The sequence below is a fragment of the Paenibacillus apis genome (assembly GCF_018333295.1).
Taxonomy (GTDB): Bacteria; Bacillota; Bacilli; order Paenibacillales; family Paenibacillaceae; genus Fontibacillus; species Fontibacillus antibioticophila.
The window spans coordinates 93,244-110,704 of the sequence record NZ_BORS01000005.1; the positions used below are offsets into that span (position 1 = coordinate 93,244).

Annotated in this window: 20 protein-coding genes; all 20 read right to left on the minus strand. The window is 46.2% G+C overall.

The window, feature by feature from the left end; all coding sequences use genetic code 11:
• Nucleotides 1-197: 197 nt before the first annotated feature.
• Nucleotides 198-755, minus strand: coding sequence for a ribosome hibernation-promoting factor, HPF/YfiA family (gene hpf / locus KI362_RS08870; protein ID WP_044481000.1), 558 nt, complete (start codon nucleotides 753-755; stop codon nucleotides 198-200).
• A gap of 304 nt (nucleotides 756-1,059) precedes the next feature.
• The gene (locus KI362_RS08875; RefSeq protein ID WP_301626542.1) at nucleotides 1,060-1,602 is read right to left on the minus strand and encodes a VanZ family protein; all 543 of its coding nucleotides are present in this window, start codon (nucleotides 1,600-1,602) and stop codon (nucleotides 1,060-1,062) included.
• Nucleotides 1,603-1,736: 134 nt separating this feature from the next.
• A complete protein-coding gene (locus KI362_RS08880) occupies nucleotides 1,737-1,934 on the minus strand; it encodes a cold-shock protein (RefSeq protein ID WP_007132290.1) in 198 nt (65 codons plus the stop codon).
• A gap of 235 nt (nucleotides 1,935-2,169) precedes the next feature.
• The gene (locus KI362_RS08885) at nucleotides 2,170-2,505 is read right to left on the minus strand and encodes a hypothetical protein (RefSeq protein ID WP_301626550.1); all 336 of its coding nucleotides are present in this window, start codon (nucleotides 2,503-2,505) and stop codon (nucleotides 2,170-2,172) included.
• On the minus strand, nucleotides 2,498-2,896 hold the full coding sequence (fliS, locus tag KI362_RS08890; protein WP_044481004.1) for a flagellar export chaperone FliS: 399 nt from the start codon (nucleotides 2,894-2,896) through the stop codon (nucleotides 2,498-2,500). Before fliS ends, KI362_RS08885 begins: the two co-directional genes overlap by 8 nt.
• A gap of 25 nt (nucleotides 2,897-2,921) precedes the next feature.
• Nucleotides 2,922-4,403, minus strand: a complete 1,482-nt coding sequence (gene fliD / locus KI362_RS08895) for a flagellar filament capping protein FliD (RefSeq protein WP_301626553.1) — start codon at nucleotides 4,401-4,403, stop codon at nucleotides 2,922-2,924.
• A gap of 13 nt (nucleotides 4,404-4,416) precedes the next feature.
• Entirely contained in the window at nucleotides 4,417-4,791 is a 375-nt protein-coding gene (locus KI362_RS08900) for a flagellar protein FlaG (protein ID WP_301626555.1), read from the minus strand.
• Nucleotides 4,792-4,918: 127 nt separating this feature from the next.
• Nucleotides 4,919-6,073: a flagellin N-terminal helical domain-containing protein gene (locus KI362_RS08905; RefSeq protein ID WP_301626557.1), complete on the minus strand. Its 1,155-nt coding sequence runs from the start codon at nucleotides 6,071-6,073 to the stop codon at nucleotides 4,919-4,921.
• A gap of 109 nt (nucleotides 6,074-6,182) precedes the next feature.
• A complete protein-coding gene (locus KI362_RS08910; RefSeq protein WP_301626559.1) occupies nucleotides 6,183-7,307 on the minus strand; it encodes a flagellin N-terminal helical domain-containing protein in 1,125 nt (374 codons plus the stop codon).
• 107 nt (nucleotides 7,308-7,414) lie between these two features.
• Nucleotides 7,415-8,620, minus strand: coding sequence for a flagellin N-terminal helical domain-containing protein (locus KI362_RS08915; protein WP_301626561.1), 1,206 nt, complete (start codon nucleotides 8,618-8,620; stop codon nucleotides 7,415-7,417).
• 157 nt (nucleotides 8,621-8,777) lie between these two features.
• On the minus strand, nucleotides 8,778-9,017 hold the full coding sequence (gene csrA, locus KI362_RS08920) for a carbon storage regulator CsrA (RefSeq protein WP_301626563.1): 240 nt from the start codon (nucleotides 9,015-9,017) through the stop codon (nucleotides 8,778-8,780).
• A gap of 1 nt (nucleotide 9,018) precedes the next feature.
• On the minus strand, nucleotides 9,019-9,459 hold the full coding sequence (gene fliW / locus KI362_RS08925; RefSeq protein WP_044481012.1) for a flagellar assembly protein FliW: 441 nt from the start codon (nucleotides 9,457-9,459) through the stop codon (nucleotides 9,019-9,021).
• A 97-nt stretch (nucleotides 9,460-9,556) separates the two neighbouring features.
• The gene (locus KI362_RS08930) at nucleotides 9,557-10,120 is read right to left on the minus strand and encodes a DUF6470 family protein (protein ID WP_044481013.1); all 564 of its coding nucleotides are present in this window, start codon (nucleotides 10,118-10,120) and stop codon (nucleotides 9,557-9,559) included.
• 14 nt (nucleotides 10,121-10,134) lie between these two features.
• Nucleotides 10,135-11,064 carry a flagellar hook-associated protein FlgL gene (gene flgL / locus KI362_RS08935; protein WP_044481015.1) on the minus strand — a complete coding sequence of 310 codons (930 nt, stop codon included), beginning with the start codon at nucleotides 11,062-11,064 and terminating at the stop codon, nucleotides 10,135-10,137.
• A gap of 14 nt (nucleotides 11,065-11,078) precedes the next feature.
• Nucleotides 11,079-12,674, minus strand: a complete 1,596-nt coding sequence (gene flgK, locus KI362_RS08940; protein ID WP_301626569.1) for a flagellar hook-associated protein FlgK — start codon at nucleotides 12,672-12,674, stop codon at nucleotides 11,079-11,081.
• Nucleotides 12,675-12,691: 17 nt separating this feature from the next.
• Nucleotides 12,692-13,192: a flagellar protein FlgN gene (locus tag KI362_RS08945; RefSeq protein ID WP_301626571.1), complete on the minus strand. Its 501-nt coding sequence runs from the start codon at nucleotides 13,190-13,192 to the stop codon at nucleotides 12,692-12,694.
• A gap of 9 nt (nucleotides 13,193-13,201) precedes the next feature.
• Nucleotides 13,202-13,486, minus strand: a complete 285-nt coding sequence (flgM, locus tag KI362_RS08950; RefSeq protein WP_212937680.1) for a flagellar biosynthesis anti-sigma factor FlgM — start codon at nucleotides 13,484-13,486, stop codon at nucleotides 13,202-13,204.
• A 127-nt stretch (nucleotides 13,487-13,613) separates the two neighbouring features.
• Nucleotides 13,614-14,033 (minus strand): TIGR03826 family flagellar region protein, encoded by a 420-nt coding sequence (locus KI362_RS08955; RefSeq protein WP_044481609.1) that lies wholly within the window; start codon nucleotides 14,031-14,033, stop codon nucleotides 13,614-13,616.
• A 95-nt stretch (nucleotides 14,034-14,128) separates the two neighbouring features.
• The gene (locus KI362_RS08960) at nucleotides 14,129-15,181 is read right to left on the minus strand and encodes a ComF family protein (protein WP_301626573.1); all 1,053 of its coding nucleotides are present in this window, start codon (nucleotides 15,179-15,181) and stop codon (nucleotides 14,129-14,131) included.
• Between the two features lie 4 nt (nucleotides 15,182-15,185).
• Nucleotides 15,186-17,144: a DEAD/DEAH box helicase gene (locus KI362_RS08965; protein ID WP_301626576.1), complete on the minus strand. Its 1,959-nt coding sequence runs from the start codon at nucleotides 17,142-17,144 to the stop codon at nucleotides 15,186-15,188.
• Nucleotides 17,145-17,461 lie beyond the last annotated feature (317 nt).

Genomic DNA, 17,461 nt, shown 5'->3' on the forward strand with positions numbered 1-17,461 from the left:
TAAATTGTAACAGTTTGTAACGAATGCCGCAACACAGACGCTTACAGCCGCGGCCAAAATATTCCACCATCTATACGAATAAAGAGCCCCATCCGCATGCGGATAAAGGCTCGTTCCTTGTGCTTCAATTGTAACAATTACCACTCATAATCCAACATTCATGAGATTAACGATTGCGTCGGATCACACTGCGGCTCTCAGGCTTTCTCGATCAAGCCGTATTTACCGTCATTGCGCTTATAGACTACGTTAACTTCCTGGTTGTCGATGTTGGTAAAAACAAAGAAGTTGTGACCGACCATATTCATCTGCAGGATTGCCTCTTCTACATCCATAGGCTTCAGATTGAACCGTTTGGTTCGGACCAATTCAAGCTCCTCATCGCCCTCGTCCAGCGTGGCAACATGACCATTGCCTGCCGTGCTCTCAACGAACAACGACTTCAAGCTGCCTTCTTGGCGGAATTTGCGGTTCACCTTCGTCTTATGCTTACGGATCTGACGCTCCAGCTTGTCCACGACGGCATCCATCGATGCATACATGTCATCACTGCGGTCTTCAGCCCTGAGCATAACGCCGGTCAGAGGAATCGTTACCTCTACCACGTGCAAGCCTCGTACGACACTCAAGGTAACAGTACCATCCGAGGTAAGGGGTGCATCAAAGTACTTGTCAAGCCGGCTGAGCTTCTTGTCCACGTAATCTCTCAAGGCCTCAGTCACTTCAATTTGCTGTCCACGAATACTATAATTCATAGGGCACTCCTCCTTTGCTTTGCACCTTCATTATATCACAACTGTTAACGCAAAGTAAAAATCATCAGCAGGATGTAAAGGGAGGCTGCAATGACTCTGGAGTAGCGCCATCTATCCTATATAAGTTGAACTAATAAATTTTACGTTCTTGGCAACGTGTGAAGTGTTCTTACGATCGCTGTTGTTCGCGGATTTCTCAGATTGAACTAAGCCATCATAAGGTGGAAATCCTCTCACAAAGGCGAACGCTTACGCTTCTACAGCACACCTCACTCTTATGCCCTTTCTACGTAGCTTATTTAGTTCAACTTATATAATAGCCAGGCTTTCCTCGCAGCTTTCTGCTTCGCCAACGAATCAACAATATTGTGAATAACCCTCCACAAATTGCTCCAAACGTATCAAGCAGAACATCTTGCACCAGAGCCGTTCGCCCCGGAGTCAGACTCTGATGCAGCTCATCTGAGCAAGCATATAGAAATGACAACAGAACGGAGTAAAAGAAGAGAGCGCGCAGCTTTTTTCCTGAGAAGCTCCTCTTTTTATCAGCAGGCGCGCTTCCCATCAAGGCAAAGATAAACAGGGCAGCCAATAGCGCATAGCAGAAAAAATGAGCAGCCTTGCGGATGAAAAATTCTATAAAGCTCGCTCCGCCCACACTCTCCACACTGATCTCATGCCCGCCGTAACTAAAGCTAAGCTCGCCGAAAAAGTCAGCGATTGATCGCTCTGAGGTGCTTTTTTCAATATTCGGTACCAGCGTCTGTTCTTGGTAAGACTGCGAAGAAGAAAGGAAAAGGAGCGACATCAGTGTGACCGCCGGCAGCCAGCGAAGCCAAGAATACATATTGCGCAGAAAAATCACCTCATTTGGAAAAGGAGCATAAAACGAGAAAACCCCGGGTTTCCCCGGGGATCTGCTAGCGAATCTTCAATTGTTAACCATCAACCCGTTATATGTAGGTCGGCTGTGCCGGATGATTACAGTTTGATTACGTTAGCTGCTTGCGGTCCGCGAGCGCCTTCAACGATTTCGAACTCAACGGATTGTCCTTCTTCCAAAGTCTTGAAGCCTTCGGACTGGATCGCGGAGAAGTGTACGAAAACGTCGCCGCCTTCTTCAGTTTCGATGAAGCCATAACCCTTCTCAGCATTGAACCATTTTACTTTACCTTGCATGCACTAACATTCCCTTCATTATCAAATAAGAGTGTGATCCTGTAACCAAGCCTCACATTTCTGACTATACCATTCAAGCTTCTCCAGTGTCAATTACCAAGGATTAGGTTTTACTGGAAGAAAAATGTAGAGTCTTGTCGTTTGGGACGACATAAGCATTCTATGCGCAGGTATTTTACAGGATACTTTATTTATTTACCCAGCTTAACTCAAGTTGAAACAGGGAGGTTCGTGCTTACCTTCTTCGATCCATAAGAACACTATCCGAAGCGTAAACCACATCATAGGCATTACGCTGTGCCTTGGCTTGGCCGCGTTGCTGCAGCCAGTTAGCCGCCTCTGTCTTTTGAGCTTCCATACTACGCCGCAGTTTGTCCTCATTCATCTGAATAGATGCGAGTCGGTTTCTATGTTCAGGCGCTAATGGACTTGCTTCTGCCCGTTGAATCAACATATCTACGAGTTGTTGCCTATGATCCATAAAATCCAGCCACTGTTCTGAGGAAGCCTCATCCCTATTCAGAATCATTTGCTTATCCAGTTCCTCTAGCCGGGTTAGCAGTTCATCCATTTGAATTCACTTGCTCCTGACCTGAGATTACGACCTTCGAGGCTTGAATCCAGCTTTCTCTCAGATCAACGAGATAATCTACCGCTTCTGTTGCTTTCGCTGCATCCTTCCGAATGTTGGCTTCAATAAGCAAGTAATTAATATATTCGTATAGCTTATCTAGTTGTGCAGATATCTCATAGCTATGATTCAAGGTTGCTCTCAACTCACTCACAATCGCTTGCGCCTTGCCAATAAGCTCATTTTTCTTCTGAATATCTTCCGCATTAATCGCTTCTACTGCTCCACGTATAAACCGAATTGCACCATCATAGAGCATAATTAGCAACTGAGCCGGCGTAGATGTCTGTACAGAAGACTGCTTGTATTTCTCATAAGGGGATGTGATCATGATTGTTCACTCCTTGTTACTATTCTCATTGTGATAAAAGATTCGTGATGCTGGCAGATTGAGAGTTCAGCTTGTTGATTGCCGTTTCCATAGCCGTAAATTTATTGTAGTAATTTGTCTCTAATGTTACCATCTTTTTGGTTAATTCACTGATGCGCGTATTTAGAGTTCTAAGTTCCTTCCCCATTGTACTTTCTTCATTAAGTGCTTGGGTAATATCACTGCTATATTTAGATGTGCCTGATTTATCCGAGATTTTCCCCAATGTAGTTAAGGTTGAATCATAAAGTTTATCAAATATTCCTGGAGTGCTTCCATCAGCAGAACCTATGAAAAGCTCCATGATCTTATCAGGATCTTCTGATATAGCTTTCTGCAGTTTTTCCTCATCTAAGTAAAGCTTGCCGTTTTCAGTGTAAGTCCCTGTTGTAATTCCGATATCGGGTAAAGAAATGGATCGGTTATCAAGCTTGACAGAAGAACTAATGAGGATGTTGCGCATATCCATGAGTCCTTCACTAATAATTGTATCTCCACGCAATAGCCCGCTTTGCGCCTTTTCTGTCCAAAGCTTGATGTCGTCCTCATTCATTTCCTTCTTTTGCTCTGATGTTAGTGGAGTATAATCTGAATATCTTTTTTCGCTAATTTTGGAATTCAGGCTTTTGATTAGTGAATTATATTCCTCAATGAATGATTTAATCGTCTCAATGGCTTTCTTACCATCTGCCTTGGTTGTAATATTGGAAGTAGCGTTTTCTGCACTCTTTTGCAGCAGAGTGATTTCAACGCCGTTAATAACCGTCATATTCCCAAAAAACTTAACTTTCGTACCATTAATCGTAACATCTGCTTCTTCTTCGGCAACACTTTTCAAACCATAGTTCAGACTGCCGCTCATTGTAACATTACTACCGAATGTTTTCGATTTAATTACAATCTGCCTTGACACTTCATCAAATGTTGCTGTGACATTGGCCTCCTTATCACCATTAAGCTTATCAAGAACATTCTTAATCGTATCAGTGCCAGAGAATGTATAGGATTTCCCTGAAATATTAAGCGTATAGTTGCCAGTAGCCGTGGTTTGATCCGCAGTGGTGCCATCTTCTTGTGTTGCACTCACCGAAAGTCCGCCTAATGTGGAAGAAATAGTTGTCCCCTCTGCGAAGCTTGCTGATTTGAGCATAGCAGGTGAAGCAAGACGATTCACCTTTACATTCATTTGTGTCAAGTTAGCTGTATTTGTTGCTCTAACACTTATTGCCTCTTTGTCACCTGTAACCTCTGAGGAATACATGCTCATAGATGCTGCTTTCCGATATTCACTTAGCTTATTCTGACGAAAATCAACAAGGCTGCTATTGACTTGCTTGTAGTTATCCCGGCGCCACTCTAAGATTTGCTTATTTTGACTCAATTTATCCAGAGGGGCACGTTGTGTTAACATATACTGCTTAACAATACTATCAATATCCATCCCTGTTGCTAAACCAGATACTCTCATTCCTTAATCCTCCTTATAAACGCTCATCAATGATGAGACCTGCAAATTCCATCATCTTCGCTACAATTTCCAATGTTTTTTCCGGTGGAATTTCACGGATCAGATCCCCGGTGTCCTTATTCAAAACCTTAATCATAATTGCATTTGTTTTCTCGTGCACACTGATTTCTACTGTCGTCTCCGGGCCTTGCAGCGCCTTCACTGCCTTATCAATGGAACGGATCAGTTCCTCTTCTCCCAAAGAAACAGAACGTCCTTGCAGTTCCGCATTTTGCAGCTCTCGTCCATTTCTAAGCGGTAATGTATCTTGTATAGCAGTCTTAGGTGGTTGAGGATAACTCCCTGAACTCATACCTTGAGTTCCTGAAAATGAAATTTGCAGATTCATCATTACACCTTCTCTCAAATGATCCTACTATTTGTTATATCGGATGATGGGGTGAATTGGTTTAGCAAAACACAAAAAAAGAGATTCCGAAAACTCGGAATCTCTGTAAGGCAAATACAAATGGATCTTAACGAAGCAATTGCAGTACGCCTTGTGGTTGTTGGTTTGCTTGTGCCAACATTGCTTGAGCAGCTTGAGTAAGAATGTTGTTCTTTGTGAAGGACATCATTTCTTTCGCCATATCCACATCACGGATACGGGATTCAGCAGCTGTCAGGTTCTCGGAAGTAGCACCCAGGTTGTTGATGGTGTGTTCCAAACGGTTTTGGTTCGCACCCAACTTAGAGCGTTCTTCGGAAACTGCGTTCAAAGCGTTGTTGATTGTAGTGATTGCCGCATCTGCTGATTTTTGAGTAGAGATATTAACCCCTAGCTCATCACTTTCAACACCTGCATCAATAGCACCCGCTGTAGCATCCATAGCCGCTGCAGCATCTGTACCATCCACACCATCAGCAAATTTCACATCAATACCAGCAGCTTGTAATGCTTTGAGAACATCATCTTTAGTAGCAGCATTTTCAAACACTGCTGGATCTGCTGCTGTTGGTTTATTTGCAAGAGTTACAGTCACATTTCCATCATCGTCAATTGCTGCAGTTGTTTTTGCAACAGCTGCAGTTGTATCAACTGCCTCAATAACAACAGCAAAGCCAGCGCTTGATCTGTTTGTAACTACGAAGTCACCCGCAGTAGTTTCCGATTTGTATCCGTTAACGCCCAATTCCTTATTGCTCATATCCCCAATGGACAATCTAATGCTTTGACCGGAGTTAGCACCGATATGGAATACTTTATCGTTAAAGTCGCCATTCAGCACCTTTTGGTTATTGAACTCCGTGTCTGTAGAAATACGCTTGATTTCTTTGGACAATTCGTCAACTTCGGATTGAAGCTTTTGACGGTCAACGCCTTCGTTGGTATCGGAAGAAGCTTGAACTGCCAGCTCACGCATACGTTGAAGAATGCTGTGTGTTTCAGTCAATGCGCCTTCAGCGGTTTGAATCAAGGAAATACCGTCTTGAGCGTTCTTTTGAGCCATGTCCAAGCCGCGGATTTGTCCACGCATTTTCTCGGAAATAGCCAAGCCGGCAGCATCGTCACCAGCACGGTTGATGCGAAGACCGGAAGACAATTTCTCCAGGTTCTTGGAAGATGCGCCAGTGTTAGCGCCCAGTTGACGGTGAGTATTCAGTGCAGCAATATTGTGGTTGATAATCATTGTAAATTTCCTCCCTGAAATTAAATTATTCCACATCCTTGTGGTTGTTTGCCGTGACAAACTTGCTGTAACTCTTTGTCACGGCACGTTAACGATTAGATACCATTTCTTAACGAAGCAATTGCAGTACGCCTTGTGGCTGTTGGTTAGCTTGTGCCAACATCGCTTGAGCAGCTTGAGTCAAAATGTTGTTCTTCGTGAAGGACATCATTTCTTTCGCCATATCGACATCGCGGATACGGGATTCAGCAGCTGTCAGGTTCTCGGAAGTAGCCCCCAGGTTATTAATGGTGTGTTCCAAACGGTTTTGGTTCGCACCCAGCTTAGAGCGTTCTTCGGAAACTTTGTTCAGTGCATTGTTGATTGTAGTGATTGCAGCATCAGCCGTTACTTGAGAAGAGATGTTAACACCTACTTCATCACTTGCTGCGCTTGCAGCTGCAAAAGTAATAGTTCCTGCTGCTGCTGCAGCTTCACCAGAAGTTCCAGTTGCAAATTTCACGTCCAGACCGGCAGATTTCAAAGCATCTAACAAATCAGAGTTCTTAGCTGTAGTTGCCGTACCATCTTCAGAAGCTAAGGTGACAATAATCGCATTAGGATTAGATGCATCAACTGTAGTTTTTTCAGTATTTGCAGCTCCCATGTTTACAGTCACAGTAATATCTGCGCTAGTTCTGTTGACTCCTTCAAAGCCTCCAGAAGTTGTCTTGTTATAAAATCCATTAACACCAAGTTCAGTATTACTCATATCCCCAATGGACAATCTAATGCTTTGACCGGAGTTAGCACCGATATGGAATACTTTATCGTTAAAGTCCCCATTCAGCACCTTTTGGTTATTGAACTCCGTGTCTGTAGAAATACGCTTGATTTCTTTGGACAATTCGTCAACTTCGGATTGAAGCTTTTGACGGTCAACGCCTTCGTTGGTATCGGAAGAAGCTTGAACTGCCAGCTCACGCATGCGTTGAAGAATGCTGTGCGTTTCAGTCAACGCGCCTTCAGCGGTTTGAATCAAGGAAATACCGTCTTGAGCGTTCTTCTGAGCCATATCCAAACCGCGAATTTGTCCACGCATTTTCTCGGAAATCGCCAAGCCGGCAGCATCGTCACCAGCACGGTTGATACGAAGACCGGAAGACAATTTCTCAAGGTTCTTGGAAGATGCGCCAGTATTAGCGCCCAGTTGACGGTGAGTATTCAGTGCAGCAATGTTGTGGTTGATAATCATTGTAAATTTCCTCCCTGAAATTAAATTATTCCACATCCTTGTGGTTGTTTGCCGTGACAAGTTGCTGTAACTCTTGTCACGGCACGTTAACGATTAGATACCATTTCTTAACGAAGCAATTGCAGTACGCCTTGTGGCTGTTGGTTAGCTTGTGCCAACATCGCTTGGGCAGCTTGAGTCAAAATGTTGTTCTTCGTGAAGGACATCATTTCTTTCGCCATATCCACATCACGGATACGGGATTCAGCAGCTGTCAGGTTCTCGGAAGTAGCACCCAGGTTGTTGATGGTGTGTTCCAAACGGTTTTGGTTCGCACCCAACTTAGAGCGTTCTTCGGAAACTGCGTTCAAAGCATTGTTGATTGTAGTGATTGCCTTGTCAGCAGAAGATTGAGTTGCTATACGAAGACCTGCAGCATCATCAGTAACTGTTGGATCTGCATCGTTAATTGTAATATTTCCTGCTGTTGCTGTAATCGCCTCTGCCGTAGTGTTATCAGCATCTTTGGTAATAGTAATATCTGCACCAGCTTTAGAAACTGCTTTTTGCAAAGCGCTCAATATTTCATCTTTAGTAGTATTGACAACACCATCAGCACCTGCATCTTGTCTCAACTTCAACGTAAACGTTTTAGTATCTTTATCATAAGTAGCCGTTGTTTCTTCAACACCAGTATGAGTTGTACCCGTTGCAGCTGCATCTGTTTCAATAGTGAACTCTGCTGTTTCGTAGCTACTAAAACTTAATCCATAGTGAGTAGTAGCATCTTCATCTGCTCCTTTGGATACTTCAGCTTTGTAACCATTAACACCAAGTTCAGTATTACTCATATCCCCAATGGACAATCTAATGCTTTGACCGGAGTTAGCACCGATATGGAATACTTTGTCGTTAAAGTCGCCATTCAGCACCTTTTGGTTATTGAACTCCGTGTCTGTAGAAATACGCTTGATTTCTTTGGACAATTCGTCAACTTCGGATTGAAGCTTTTGACGGTCAACGCCTTCGTTGGTATCGGAAGAAGCTTGAACTGCCAATTCACGCATACGTTGAAGAATGCTGTGTGTTTCAGTCAATGCGCCTTCAGCGGTTTGAATCAAGGAAATACCGTCTTGAGCGTTCTTCTGAGCCATATCCAAACCGCGGATTTGTCCACGCATTTTCTCGGAAATAGCCAAGCCGGCAGCATCGTCACCAGCGCGGTTGATGCGAAGACCGGAAGACAATTTCTCCAGGTTCTTGGAAGATGCGCCAGTATTAGCGCCCAGTTGACGGTGAGTATTCAGTGCAGCAATGTTGTGGTTGATAATCATTGAAAATTTCCTCCTTGAAATAAATTTATTCCACATCCTTGTGGTCCCGCTTGCTTTCGTTAAGGTCGGCCGCCCCTCCGAAATAGCGTCTTATACATATATCGACATGAATAATTCGGAAATTTAGAGCAAATGGACTATTTCCCCTAAAAAACAATCAAGATTCAGAGGACTGACTAAATCTCTCCATCAGCTTCGCAATATCCGCCTGTCCATGTGCGATAGATTGTCTGTTCAACTCCTGGATCGACAAATAAATTTCTTTGCGGAACACTTCGACTTGTCTAGGGGCTTTAATGCCTATGCGAACATTGTCCCCCTCAATACCCAGGATGGTTATCTCGATGTTATCCTGAATAACGATAGACTCACCTTTTCTGCGAGATAGTACAAGCATATTATTCGGCCCCCTTCTCCGGCGCAGAACTCCCCCACAACAAATGACGCGAGGTGTAGGGACTGTCATGCAGAATGACTTGTCTGGCTACGTTGCTTGCTGTATTGAAGACCAGCGGCGCAAGCAAATTCAGGGTGGATTGCTGCATCTCACCCTGCAGGGTGACAATATTGCGAATCTGAATCTCTGTACCCAGTTCTAGTTCTTCAATCACCGAGACGGGCAATTCAAATTCATAATCTTTATAGAACACAAAAGGATCGGTAATCAGAAGTGATATCTCACGCTGGACTAAAGACTGCAAGTATGAAAAAGGGGTGCCTTCTATGTCAATAATCGCGAACCGGTCGTGTTCTTCGAATCCGGGAATTCCTTTTGGAAAACTATAAATTTGCGAATCCGCTATACCTATTCTTCCAAATTGCGCTGTTTCAATTTCCATCGTAATCAACTCCATCGCTTGAACTTGTATTGAAATAGAAATAGCTATAGCCGGACTGCAAACCGCTATAGCTATCTTTCACACATGTGATAATCTATTATACCACTACATCCAGTTCAGGAGGGATGATCTCTACTGAGGCATACTGCTTCACTTGAACATCAAGCTTCCCTGGATGGTAATTAATATCCGGTATATAAGCCTGCGCACTAATCTGTGGCGGATTCGCCTGAGCCTGTATGACGGGGTTATTGCGCTGTACATGTATATCCACATTATCATAGGAGGCAGGCGCACGATATTCAACGAAGGGATCCCGCTTCCAATCTCCTCCATATACCTCTGCAATAGAACCGCCGGGCTGATGGAACTGTGCCAGTTGATTGCCTTGCTCTACCCTTTTTGCCAGACCTTGCAGGAACAGGCTGGGCAGGTTGGAATAAATCTGCTGATTCATCTCCAACGGATGACCGCCTGTATAGGCGCGCCACGCTTCGTGCTGATCGATCTCCATTGCAGGTCTGGGTTGTTCTATATGCAGGTCGGCTCTTCGGGTTTCAATACTAAAGTCAGGTCGCTGTTGGTGTATTGATAGCGAAGCGTTCGTAGATTCAATGGACAACAGCGCAGGTTGCTGGCGAATTTGAAGTTGAGGGATCATAGAACCTTCACCGCCTACCTCAGGAAATCAGCTAATGAGTTAGAGATTATTTTGGCTCCGGTAGATAAGGAGGCATTATAGATGCTTTCTTGAATCTTTGCATTTAAAATAGCCTTCTCATAGTCTACATCCTCAACACTTGCCTGCATATCGTTCAGGTTAACTTCAAGATCAGTTAGCCTGCTTTGCATCAGCTCGACTCGATTCGTTTTTGCTCCCACTTGCGATCCGGCAGTTAACACCTTGTCCAGTCTCGTATTGATGAGATCTAACTGATCAGAAATAGTATCAAAGTCACTTGCTTCAAGCGCCACACTGAGTCTATCCAGCATCGTAAAGATATGATCGCCGTCCGCATCAGCGGGACTACCGAAGATATCATTACCAGTAACATTCACGCTTAATTGAATGTTGTCTCCAATAAAATAATTAATCTCGCTTGCATCTGTTGCCAGATCTCCTGCAGCGGAGGTATCGGATAAATTATCTGCTCCTTTAGGAAAGTCGTATGGCTTCTTGTCATAGGTCTGACCATTAAAAATATATTTCCCATTTATTTTACTGTTTCCGATATCCAGCAATTGCTCCTTGAGCTGCTTGATCTCCGTATTGATGCTATCCAGTGCAGAGTCTGGATTCGTTGAGTTAGATGCCTGAACGGTTAATTCCTTCACGCGGTGCAGTATGCTCCCTACTTGATCAATTGCTGTGTCCGTAGCCTCAAGCCAGGATTGGGCGCTATCCACGTTCTTCTGATACTGCTCATTCGAGGACAGCTCCGCCCGATAGCGCATAGAGTACGTAATGCCGACAGGGTCATCCGAAGGCTTGTTAATTTTGCGGCCTGTAGCTAGCTGGGTCTGTAATTTATTTAAATTCACGCCATTGCGATTCAAGTTAAGCAGCATTTGATTATTCAGCATATTGGAGGTTACACGAATCATCTATTTCACTCTCCTTATCTACCTACTATACCAGTAGAGTTAATTAATTTATCCAGCAACTGATCGAAGGTGGTCATGAAACGCGCAGCAGATGTATAGGCATGCTGGAATTTCATCATGTTAGAGAGTTCTTCATCCAGAGAGACCCCGCTAATGGACTGACGGTGTGACTCAACCTGTGTCACTAATATGTCTGAGTTCTCGGCCTGCCGCTGAGCTTCTTCCGCCTTGACACCGAGTATTCCCACCATCGCTGCATACTGCGAATTTACTGTCGATTGTGTTCCATCAGCAGCTGTGAACTTGGCTTCATTCAAGCTAGACATAAGCAATGCCAAGGTGTTATTTCCCTTAACTACCGCGCCAGTCCCCGCTCCCTCCGTACGAAGTGAGGTCGCAAGCAGATTAGAATTGCTAAGAATAGCCGGGTTAATCCTCAAACTGCCTGCATCTGTTCCCACAAAGAACGGCAAACCGCGATCCGTGGTTCCATTCAAAGTAAAACCAAGCTGATGCAGGCCATTAAATCCATTCACATCAATTGTGGTCGCGCTCTTCAAAACGCTATTAGCCGGCAGAGGGCTTCCGGCCGTAACAAGCTGATCTGCACCATTAACGGTTACAGTTGTATCCTGTTTTACGACAGTGCCTTCTGGCAGCATAGAGCCTGCAGGAATAGGTATATTCTCAATCCGGCCATTCATAATTGTATTTACCAGATTGTTCAATTGAGCCTTGCTGTCCACAACATAACTGTCACGGGAATAGATAATGCCATAAGCTTCACCGCCCTGCAAAGTCCCTGCCGCATAGCCTTGCATCAGGAAGGACGCGGAAGGATCCCCAGCCGGCGCTTGTTGCACCTGCACCGCATTTCCCTGCAGAAGCGGGGTAGTGCCCATCATAATGTTGTAACCTGTCTCTTCTTCAGTAACTGTAATATTCACAATTTTGGACAGCTTGTCTGTGAGCAGATCGCGTTGATCCCGGAGATCGTTAGCATCGTCACCAAGTCCCTCCAGCCTTGCAATGGAAGCGTTCAGGTCTGCAATAGAGCTTAAATAGCCGATCGCTTCCTGATCCTTCATTCCTATGCTTGTTGTCAAATCAGCTGACAGATTATCCAACTGTCGATTCATATAATTAATAGCATCTGTCATCGCCACACCGGTCTCCAGCACGATCTTGCGGGCCGTCGAATTCTCCGGATCCTTGCTTAGATCAGACCATGCCTGCCAGAACTTGTCCAGCACGGCCCTGAGTCCGGAATCAGAGGGCTCATTCATAATACCTTCCAGCTTGGACAGATTCTCCGCCTGAATAGTCCATCTGCCGTTGCTGCTGTTTTCCCCACGGAACTGCCCGTCCAAAAAAACATTGCGAATCCGTGTAATCGAGTCAAATTCAACCCCTGTCCCCAGCTGACCAGGAGAAATCGAGCGATTCACGCCGTAGGCCTCCATCGACAAAGAAGCCTTCATATTCACAACCTGTCGTGAGTAGCCCTGTGTATTGGCATTTGCCACGTTATGACCTGTTGTATTTAACGCCGCGGTTTGAGTAAGTATACTGCGTTTTGCCGTTTCAATCGAATGAAATGTAGATGCCATAATTCCCCTCCTCCATGTTAAGCCCGTGCATCGAAAAATCCCGTTTTTTGTTGCGTTGCATTTTTTGATGCGGGATTCTGGTATGTTGCTTCCTGCTCCCCGTTGTTCCCTAGCAAATTTAATGAGTAATCCACGAAGGCCAATGATTGCTCTATTAACTGTTGGTTCAAATCATTAATGCGCTTTAACTCTTCCAACGTCCATGACAACCCGGATTGAGCTTGCTTCAGCGCTACCTTCTCTTCTGGATCGAACACAAGTCTTGTCAGTTCCGTTAGGTTCAGATTAAGCAGCGATTTAATGCCTTTTTCCTGAAGAAAAACCTGGCACGCTGCAAGTCGTTGCTCATCCAATGCAGAGATCTTCTTCACTAACCGGGATTCCTGATTCATGATTCCGATCAGTGTATCAATGTCGTTGGCCACAATTGCGGTACGTTTTGCTTCTCCTAATGTCAACATGTTCTGATGAGCTTCGTTAAGCTCATTAAGCGAGTCAATTAATTGCCAGATCGCCATTGCAGCCTCCTAATTATCTGTAGATGACTTGAAGTAAGGCAGAAGCTTGTCAACGAGCTTGCTGGTCTCCACCTGATAAGTACCCGTAGATACCAATGTCTTCAGTTCCTCAATCCGCGAACTTCGTTCGGCTCCTTGAACTCCTTCTTGTGCCTTCAACAGCTCCATCGCTTCGCTCGAAATGGACACCTCATCCTTTCGGCGAGTCTTGTTTTCCATATCTTTGCGCTGCGACTCAATATGGCGTTGATAACTATTTATGGCTCCCAGCCGTCCGGTCTCATTAATTTTCATGGGGTTCACCCTTTCTTCCAAAATAAAAACGCCGATAATCTTTACTAAGTTTATCGGCGTGTAATGAATCATATTTAATAGCGAAGCATTGGATGTTCATGAATATTATGCCAAGATAGCTCGTTTTTTAGCGTGAAGGCCCACGGAATTTGTCGACAACTCCGTATGCTCCTCCACCCCGGTTGTCATTCGAGCCCCTGGAAGACTCCTCTTCTTTTGCAACTGCAGATAAATCACGCGCTAATCTTGACCGGCAGGAGTCGCACATATTGCCCTCCCGAATCAGAACCCCGCAAACCTCGCAAGGATACATCATATTCGGATTGTTGGCAATTGAAATACGGCCCTCTCGGATAAACTTGGTAATCTGCTTGATCGAAACCCCCGTCGCTTCTGAAACCTCCTGAATCGTCGCCGTCTTCTCCGCGCGCAAATATTCCAGGCAAAGCTCATATTCCCGCTCTATATCCTTTGAACATGCAGGGCAAATATCTCTGAAGTTTTTGGCAAACAGCTTTCCACAGCGTGGACAATTTCCCAAATTCATATCCATACGATGCTCGTCCTTTCAATTACATCTATTGCTGATAGATTACATGATTTATACATTTTCGTCCATGCCTATTATTTCTTAAACCTCTCTCAGGAGCGGGCCCATGTTAGACTATAGATTTCAGTCTTAACATCTGTTGTCATGAACAACTCCTGCAAAGCGTGTGCGCAAGCATCCACGGTGCTCCCTGTAGTGTATACATCGTCAATAAGCAGTATCTTTAACTCTTTTTTGCGAAGGACATTCACCCTTAACGATTTTACCTGCTCCTCAGCGTCATCTGATGGAATGAAAATACCGTACAGGTCCTGTATCCGCTGTTTGCGGCTTTTACTGCTCTGCTTGTCCGTGTGCCGGGAACGCTGAAGCAGTTCAAGCAGAGGAACCCGCCCAACCCTGGCAGCTTCGACGGCCAGAAGCCTTGCTTGATTAAACCCCCGTTCCAACATCCGTTCACTGCTTATAGGCACATACGTCACGATATCAAAGAATGACGTTTTTTTTCGGCTGCAGCTCAACCTTAATTCACACTCCAGCCGTTTCATGCCGTCACCTACCATTCGAGCGAGGATCCCTCCAAGCGCTTCATCTCCTCTGAATTTAAAACGAGCTAACCAGTCCCGCATCAGCGGAGTATAGGAGACAACACTGCGATTGAGCACAAAATGTCTGGGCTCCAGCGTCTCCCGCGTGCAATCCGGGCAGCCTGCAGCTCTTCCGCAAATGCTGCATTTAATGTGACGGATCCAGGGAATTGAACTATAACAAGCACTGCAAATCTCCGGGTATCCCTTGGCACTGTCAGAAATGATCTTGCCGCAGGCAAGACAAGGATATGCGGGCGGAGCCAATAATTTATGTAACGGGATTAGAGCAGATTCGAGGGCCGAACCCCAATCTATATAAGTATAAGGTACTCGCGAATATTCATGGATCGAGACTTGTTGATCCAGATGGTCCTCAGATTCCTTCTGTCCAGGGGCAGATTCAGTCATAAGCGGTTCGCTCTGTTTTGAAGCGTCGTAGCTGGAAGGGTGCTGATACGTATACAGATTGGAAAATTTATGGAGACCGCCGTTTTTAAAAAGAGCTTGTCTATAATTATTCGATGGGTGCACGTTCTTATTTGAAGCATTCGACATATGACTACGCCCCCTCCCGAATCAGATATCCTTGCTTAAGGGCAATTTTGTTCATGGTGCGAATCTGGCGAATCGCCCCGCGCTGTGATTGGGTCCACTCCGGAGAAGCGAAGAGCACCTTTCCCTCGGGGTCCCCCTGGGAACGGCCCGCCCGGCCGGCCATCTGGACCAGTGAGGCTTCATCGAACAGTTCACTATGTGCATCTAATATGTATACGTCACTTTTAGGTATGGTGACTCCTCTTTCCAGTATCGTAGTTGTTACCAATAGACGAATCCTGGAAGCACGAAATTCCTCCACCTTGCTGCCTCTCTCCGCATCTTGCGAGGAGGTGCCGCCGATCGGATAATCCGGAAAACAACTCTGCAGCAGCAGCACTAAAGGAGCAATATGCCGGATTCTGGACACAAAGCAAAACACCTGGGCTCCACGTTCCAGCGAGCTCCGCATTTTTCCTGCCAAAGCAGAAGGGATTGCCTGCTTAGTCAGGCAATGATTAACCGGCCGCATAGAGATGCGCCCTGGAACCGGGAGCGGGTAGCGATGATAACGAACAGGCACTCTGGCGTAAGGCAAATGTCCGGATCGGGCTTCCCGCTGTAGCCCGGCAGGTGGAGTTGCCGAGAGATAAATAAAGCTCCCTTCCAGCTTGCAGCTTGCCTCTGCCGCATAAGCCAGCATAGGGTCGTTATGATACGGAAAAGCGTCCAGCTCATCAATAACAACCAAATCAAAGGCCTGATGAAACCGCATAAGCTGATGAGTCGTGGCCAGATAGAGCTTGCCTTCCCCCCAGCGGTTCGGACTTCCTCCGTATAACACCACCGGCTGCGTCTCCGGGAAAGCCTTGGCCATTCTCGGAGCCAATTCCAGTACTACATCCCGTCGGGGTGTTGCTACTAGAGCCTTTCCTCCGCGAGCCAGTGTATATTGAAGCAGAGGGAAAATCATCTCCGTCTTGCCTGCTCCGGTAACGGCCCACAGCAGAAAGCGCCGCTGGTGCTGTGCCAGGGAATGCAGCGCGGCGGACGCCGCAACGCGCTGCGCCGGGCTTAGCCCCCATCGGTCCAGCATGGACCCGGTGGGGCTTCCCGCCGCCGCGGGCCCTTCGGGCGCCCGCGGCGACCAGGCGCTGCTGCCGCGCAGCAGCAGCGCACAAGAGCGGCTGCGCCCCATTGCGAGGCAGGCCTCGCAGTAGGCGCAGCCGCTAAGGCCGCACGACCCGCAGGGCGTGCGGCGATTCACCCCGCTGCCGCAACGCCGGCAGCGGAGGCCCTTGCCCCGCCGGAGCAGGCGGCGGGGCCGGCCGTGGGCGTCGCCAGCTTGCGCGACGCCCGGGCCGAGCAGCACGCGCCCTTGCAGGTATGCGTGCTGCAGCGCGGAGCGCCATGCCGGTGCCAGATCCGGCATGCGCTCCGCAAGAAGCTGCTGGAGCTCGCCTTCCAGCAGCGACCGACCGGTCAGCGCGTCTGCCAGGCGCGACGCCTGCTCCTCCAGCGCTGCCCAATGATTTCTGCCTGCCCCTCCCCTTTCCTTCTTGTCTTCCTCCCTCCGCGCTTTGCTGGCCTCTATTTCTTGAATATGTATCATCTTTTCTAACAACGTGCTACTTGCTTCCCTATGACCTAACCTTTGCTCCATAGCAAGCTCGGCATGCAATTCCTTAACTATGTATTCCTTCCACTGTTTAAATGCCCATCTGTCATACATTACGGACGGCTTAAAGCGATCGCGAAGCCGCACAGCCCATCCTAAGGGCATCGACTCTGACAACAGAATAATCCGGTTAGTCAGCCCTCCCCTATACCCTTTGTTATTACCCGAACCCTTCCTCCTGCCGATTGAGCTGTATTGCTGCATGTGCCCCTTCTCTGTCCACCACAGGACGTCAACTCCCAAGTCCAGACTAATTTCCATCTCCCATCCCGCCTTGATTCTGACCACATACAAGCTGACTCTCATAAATTCCCTCCTCAGTTTGTTTACTAGTCTAGCTACTAGAATAAGAAAGCTCTATTCTGCCTGACTCCTGTTTCTCAGCATTCTAGCTAATGTTTTTCCGGCTTATGTCCTAATCCTGTCCTCCCAACACCTACATTCGCTTATTATCTTTTCTACCACCTTTCAACTATATTCTAGTTCTTAAGTCATTATAATCCATAATATACCACAATATTACATGACATATATATCAAAATGGGATTTTTTAATTTAATTTATTGGGCTATACAGGAAAGTTTCAGAATAGACACAAAAAGGCACACTCTCAGCATTGAACT

Excerpts from the sequence above, each read along its gene's own strand:
- hpf (WP_044481000.1), bottom strand. The coding sequence starts at position 755 with ATGAATTATAGTATTCGTGGACAGCAAATTGAAGTGACTGAGGCCTTG.
- KI362_RS08875 (WP_301626542.1), bottom strand. The coding sequence starts at position 1,602 with ATGTATTCTTGGCTTCGCTGGCTGCCGGCGGTCACACTGATGTCGCTC.
- KI362_RS08880 (WP_007132290.1), bottom strand. The coding sequence starts at position 1,934 with ATGCAAGGTAAAGTAAAATGGTTCAATGCTGAGAAGGGTTATGGCTTC.
- KI362_RS08885 (WP_301626550.1), bottom strand. The coding sequence starts at position 2,505 with ATGGATGAACTGCTAACCCGGCTAGAGGAACTGGATAAGCAAATGATT.
- fliS (WP_044481004.1), bottom strand. The coding sequence starts at position 2,896 with ATGATCACATCCCCTTATGAGAAATACAAGCAGTCTTCTGTACAGACA.
- fliD (WP_301626553.1), bottom strand. The coding sequence starts at position 4,403 with ATGAGAGTATCTGGTTTAGCAACAGGGATGGATATTGATAGTATTGTT.
- KI362_RS08900 (WP_301626555.1), bottom strand. The coding sequence starts at position 4,791 with ATGAATCTGCAAATTTCATTTTCAGGAACTCAAGGTATGAGTTCAGGG.
- KI362_RS08905 (WP_301626557.1), bottom strand. The coding sequence starts at position 6,073 with ATGATTATCAACCACAATATTGCTGCACTGAATACTCACCGTCAACTG.
- KI362_RS08910 (WP_301626559.1), bottom strand. The coding sequence starts at position 7,307 with ATGATTATCAACCACAACATTGCTGCACTGAATACTCACCGTCAACTG.
- KI362_RS08915 (WP_301626561.1), bottom strand. The coding sequence starts at position 8,620 with ATGATTATCAACCACAACATTGCTGCACTGAATACTCACCGTCAACTG.
- csrA (WP_301626563.1), bottom strand. The coding sequence starts at position 9,017 with ATGCTTGTACTATCTCGCAGAAAAGGTGAGTCTATCGTTATTCAGGAT.
- fliW (WP_044481012.1), bottom strand. The coding sequence starts at position 9,459 with ATGGAAATTGAAACAGCGCAATTTGGAAGAATAGGTATAGCGGATTCG.
- KI362_RS08930 (WP_044481013.1), bottom strand. The coding sequence starts at position 10,120 with ATGATCCCTCAACTTCAAATTCGCCAGCAACCTGCGCTGTTGTCCATT.
- flgL (WP_044481015.1), bottom strand. The coding sequence starts at position 11,064 with ATGATTCGTGTAACCTCCAATATGCTGAATAATCAAATGCTGCTTAAC.
- flgK (WP_301626569.1), bottom strand. The coding sequence starts at position 12,674 with ATGGCATCTACATTTCATTCGATTGAAACGGCAAAACGCAGTATACTT.
- KI362_RS08945 (WP_301626571.1), bottom strand. The coding sequence starts at position 13,192 with ATGGCGATCTGGCAATTAATTGACTCGCTTAATGAGCTTAACGAAGCT.
- flgM (WP_212937680.1), bottom strand. The coding sequence starts at position 13,486 with ATGAAAATTAATGAGACCGGACGGCTGGGAGCCATAAATAGTTATCAA.
- KI362_RS08955 (WP_044481609.1), bottom strand. The coding sequence starts at position 14,033 with ATGAATTTGGGAAATTGTCCACGCTGTGGAAAGCTGTTTGCCAAAAAC.
- KI362_RS08960 (WP_301626573.1), bottom strand. The coding sequence starts at position 15,181 with ATGTCGAATGCTTCAAATAAGAACGTGCACCCATCGAATAATTATAGA.
- KI362_RS08965 (WP_301626576.1), bottom strand. The coding sequence starts at position 17,144 with ATGAGAGTCAGCTTGTATGTGGTCAGAATCAAGGCGGGATGGGAGATG.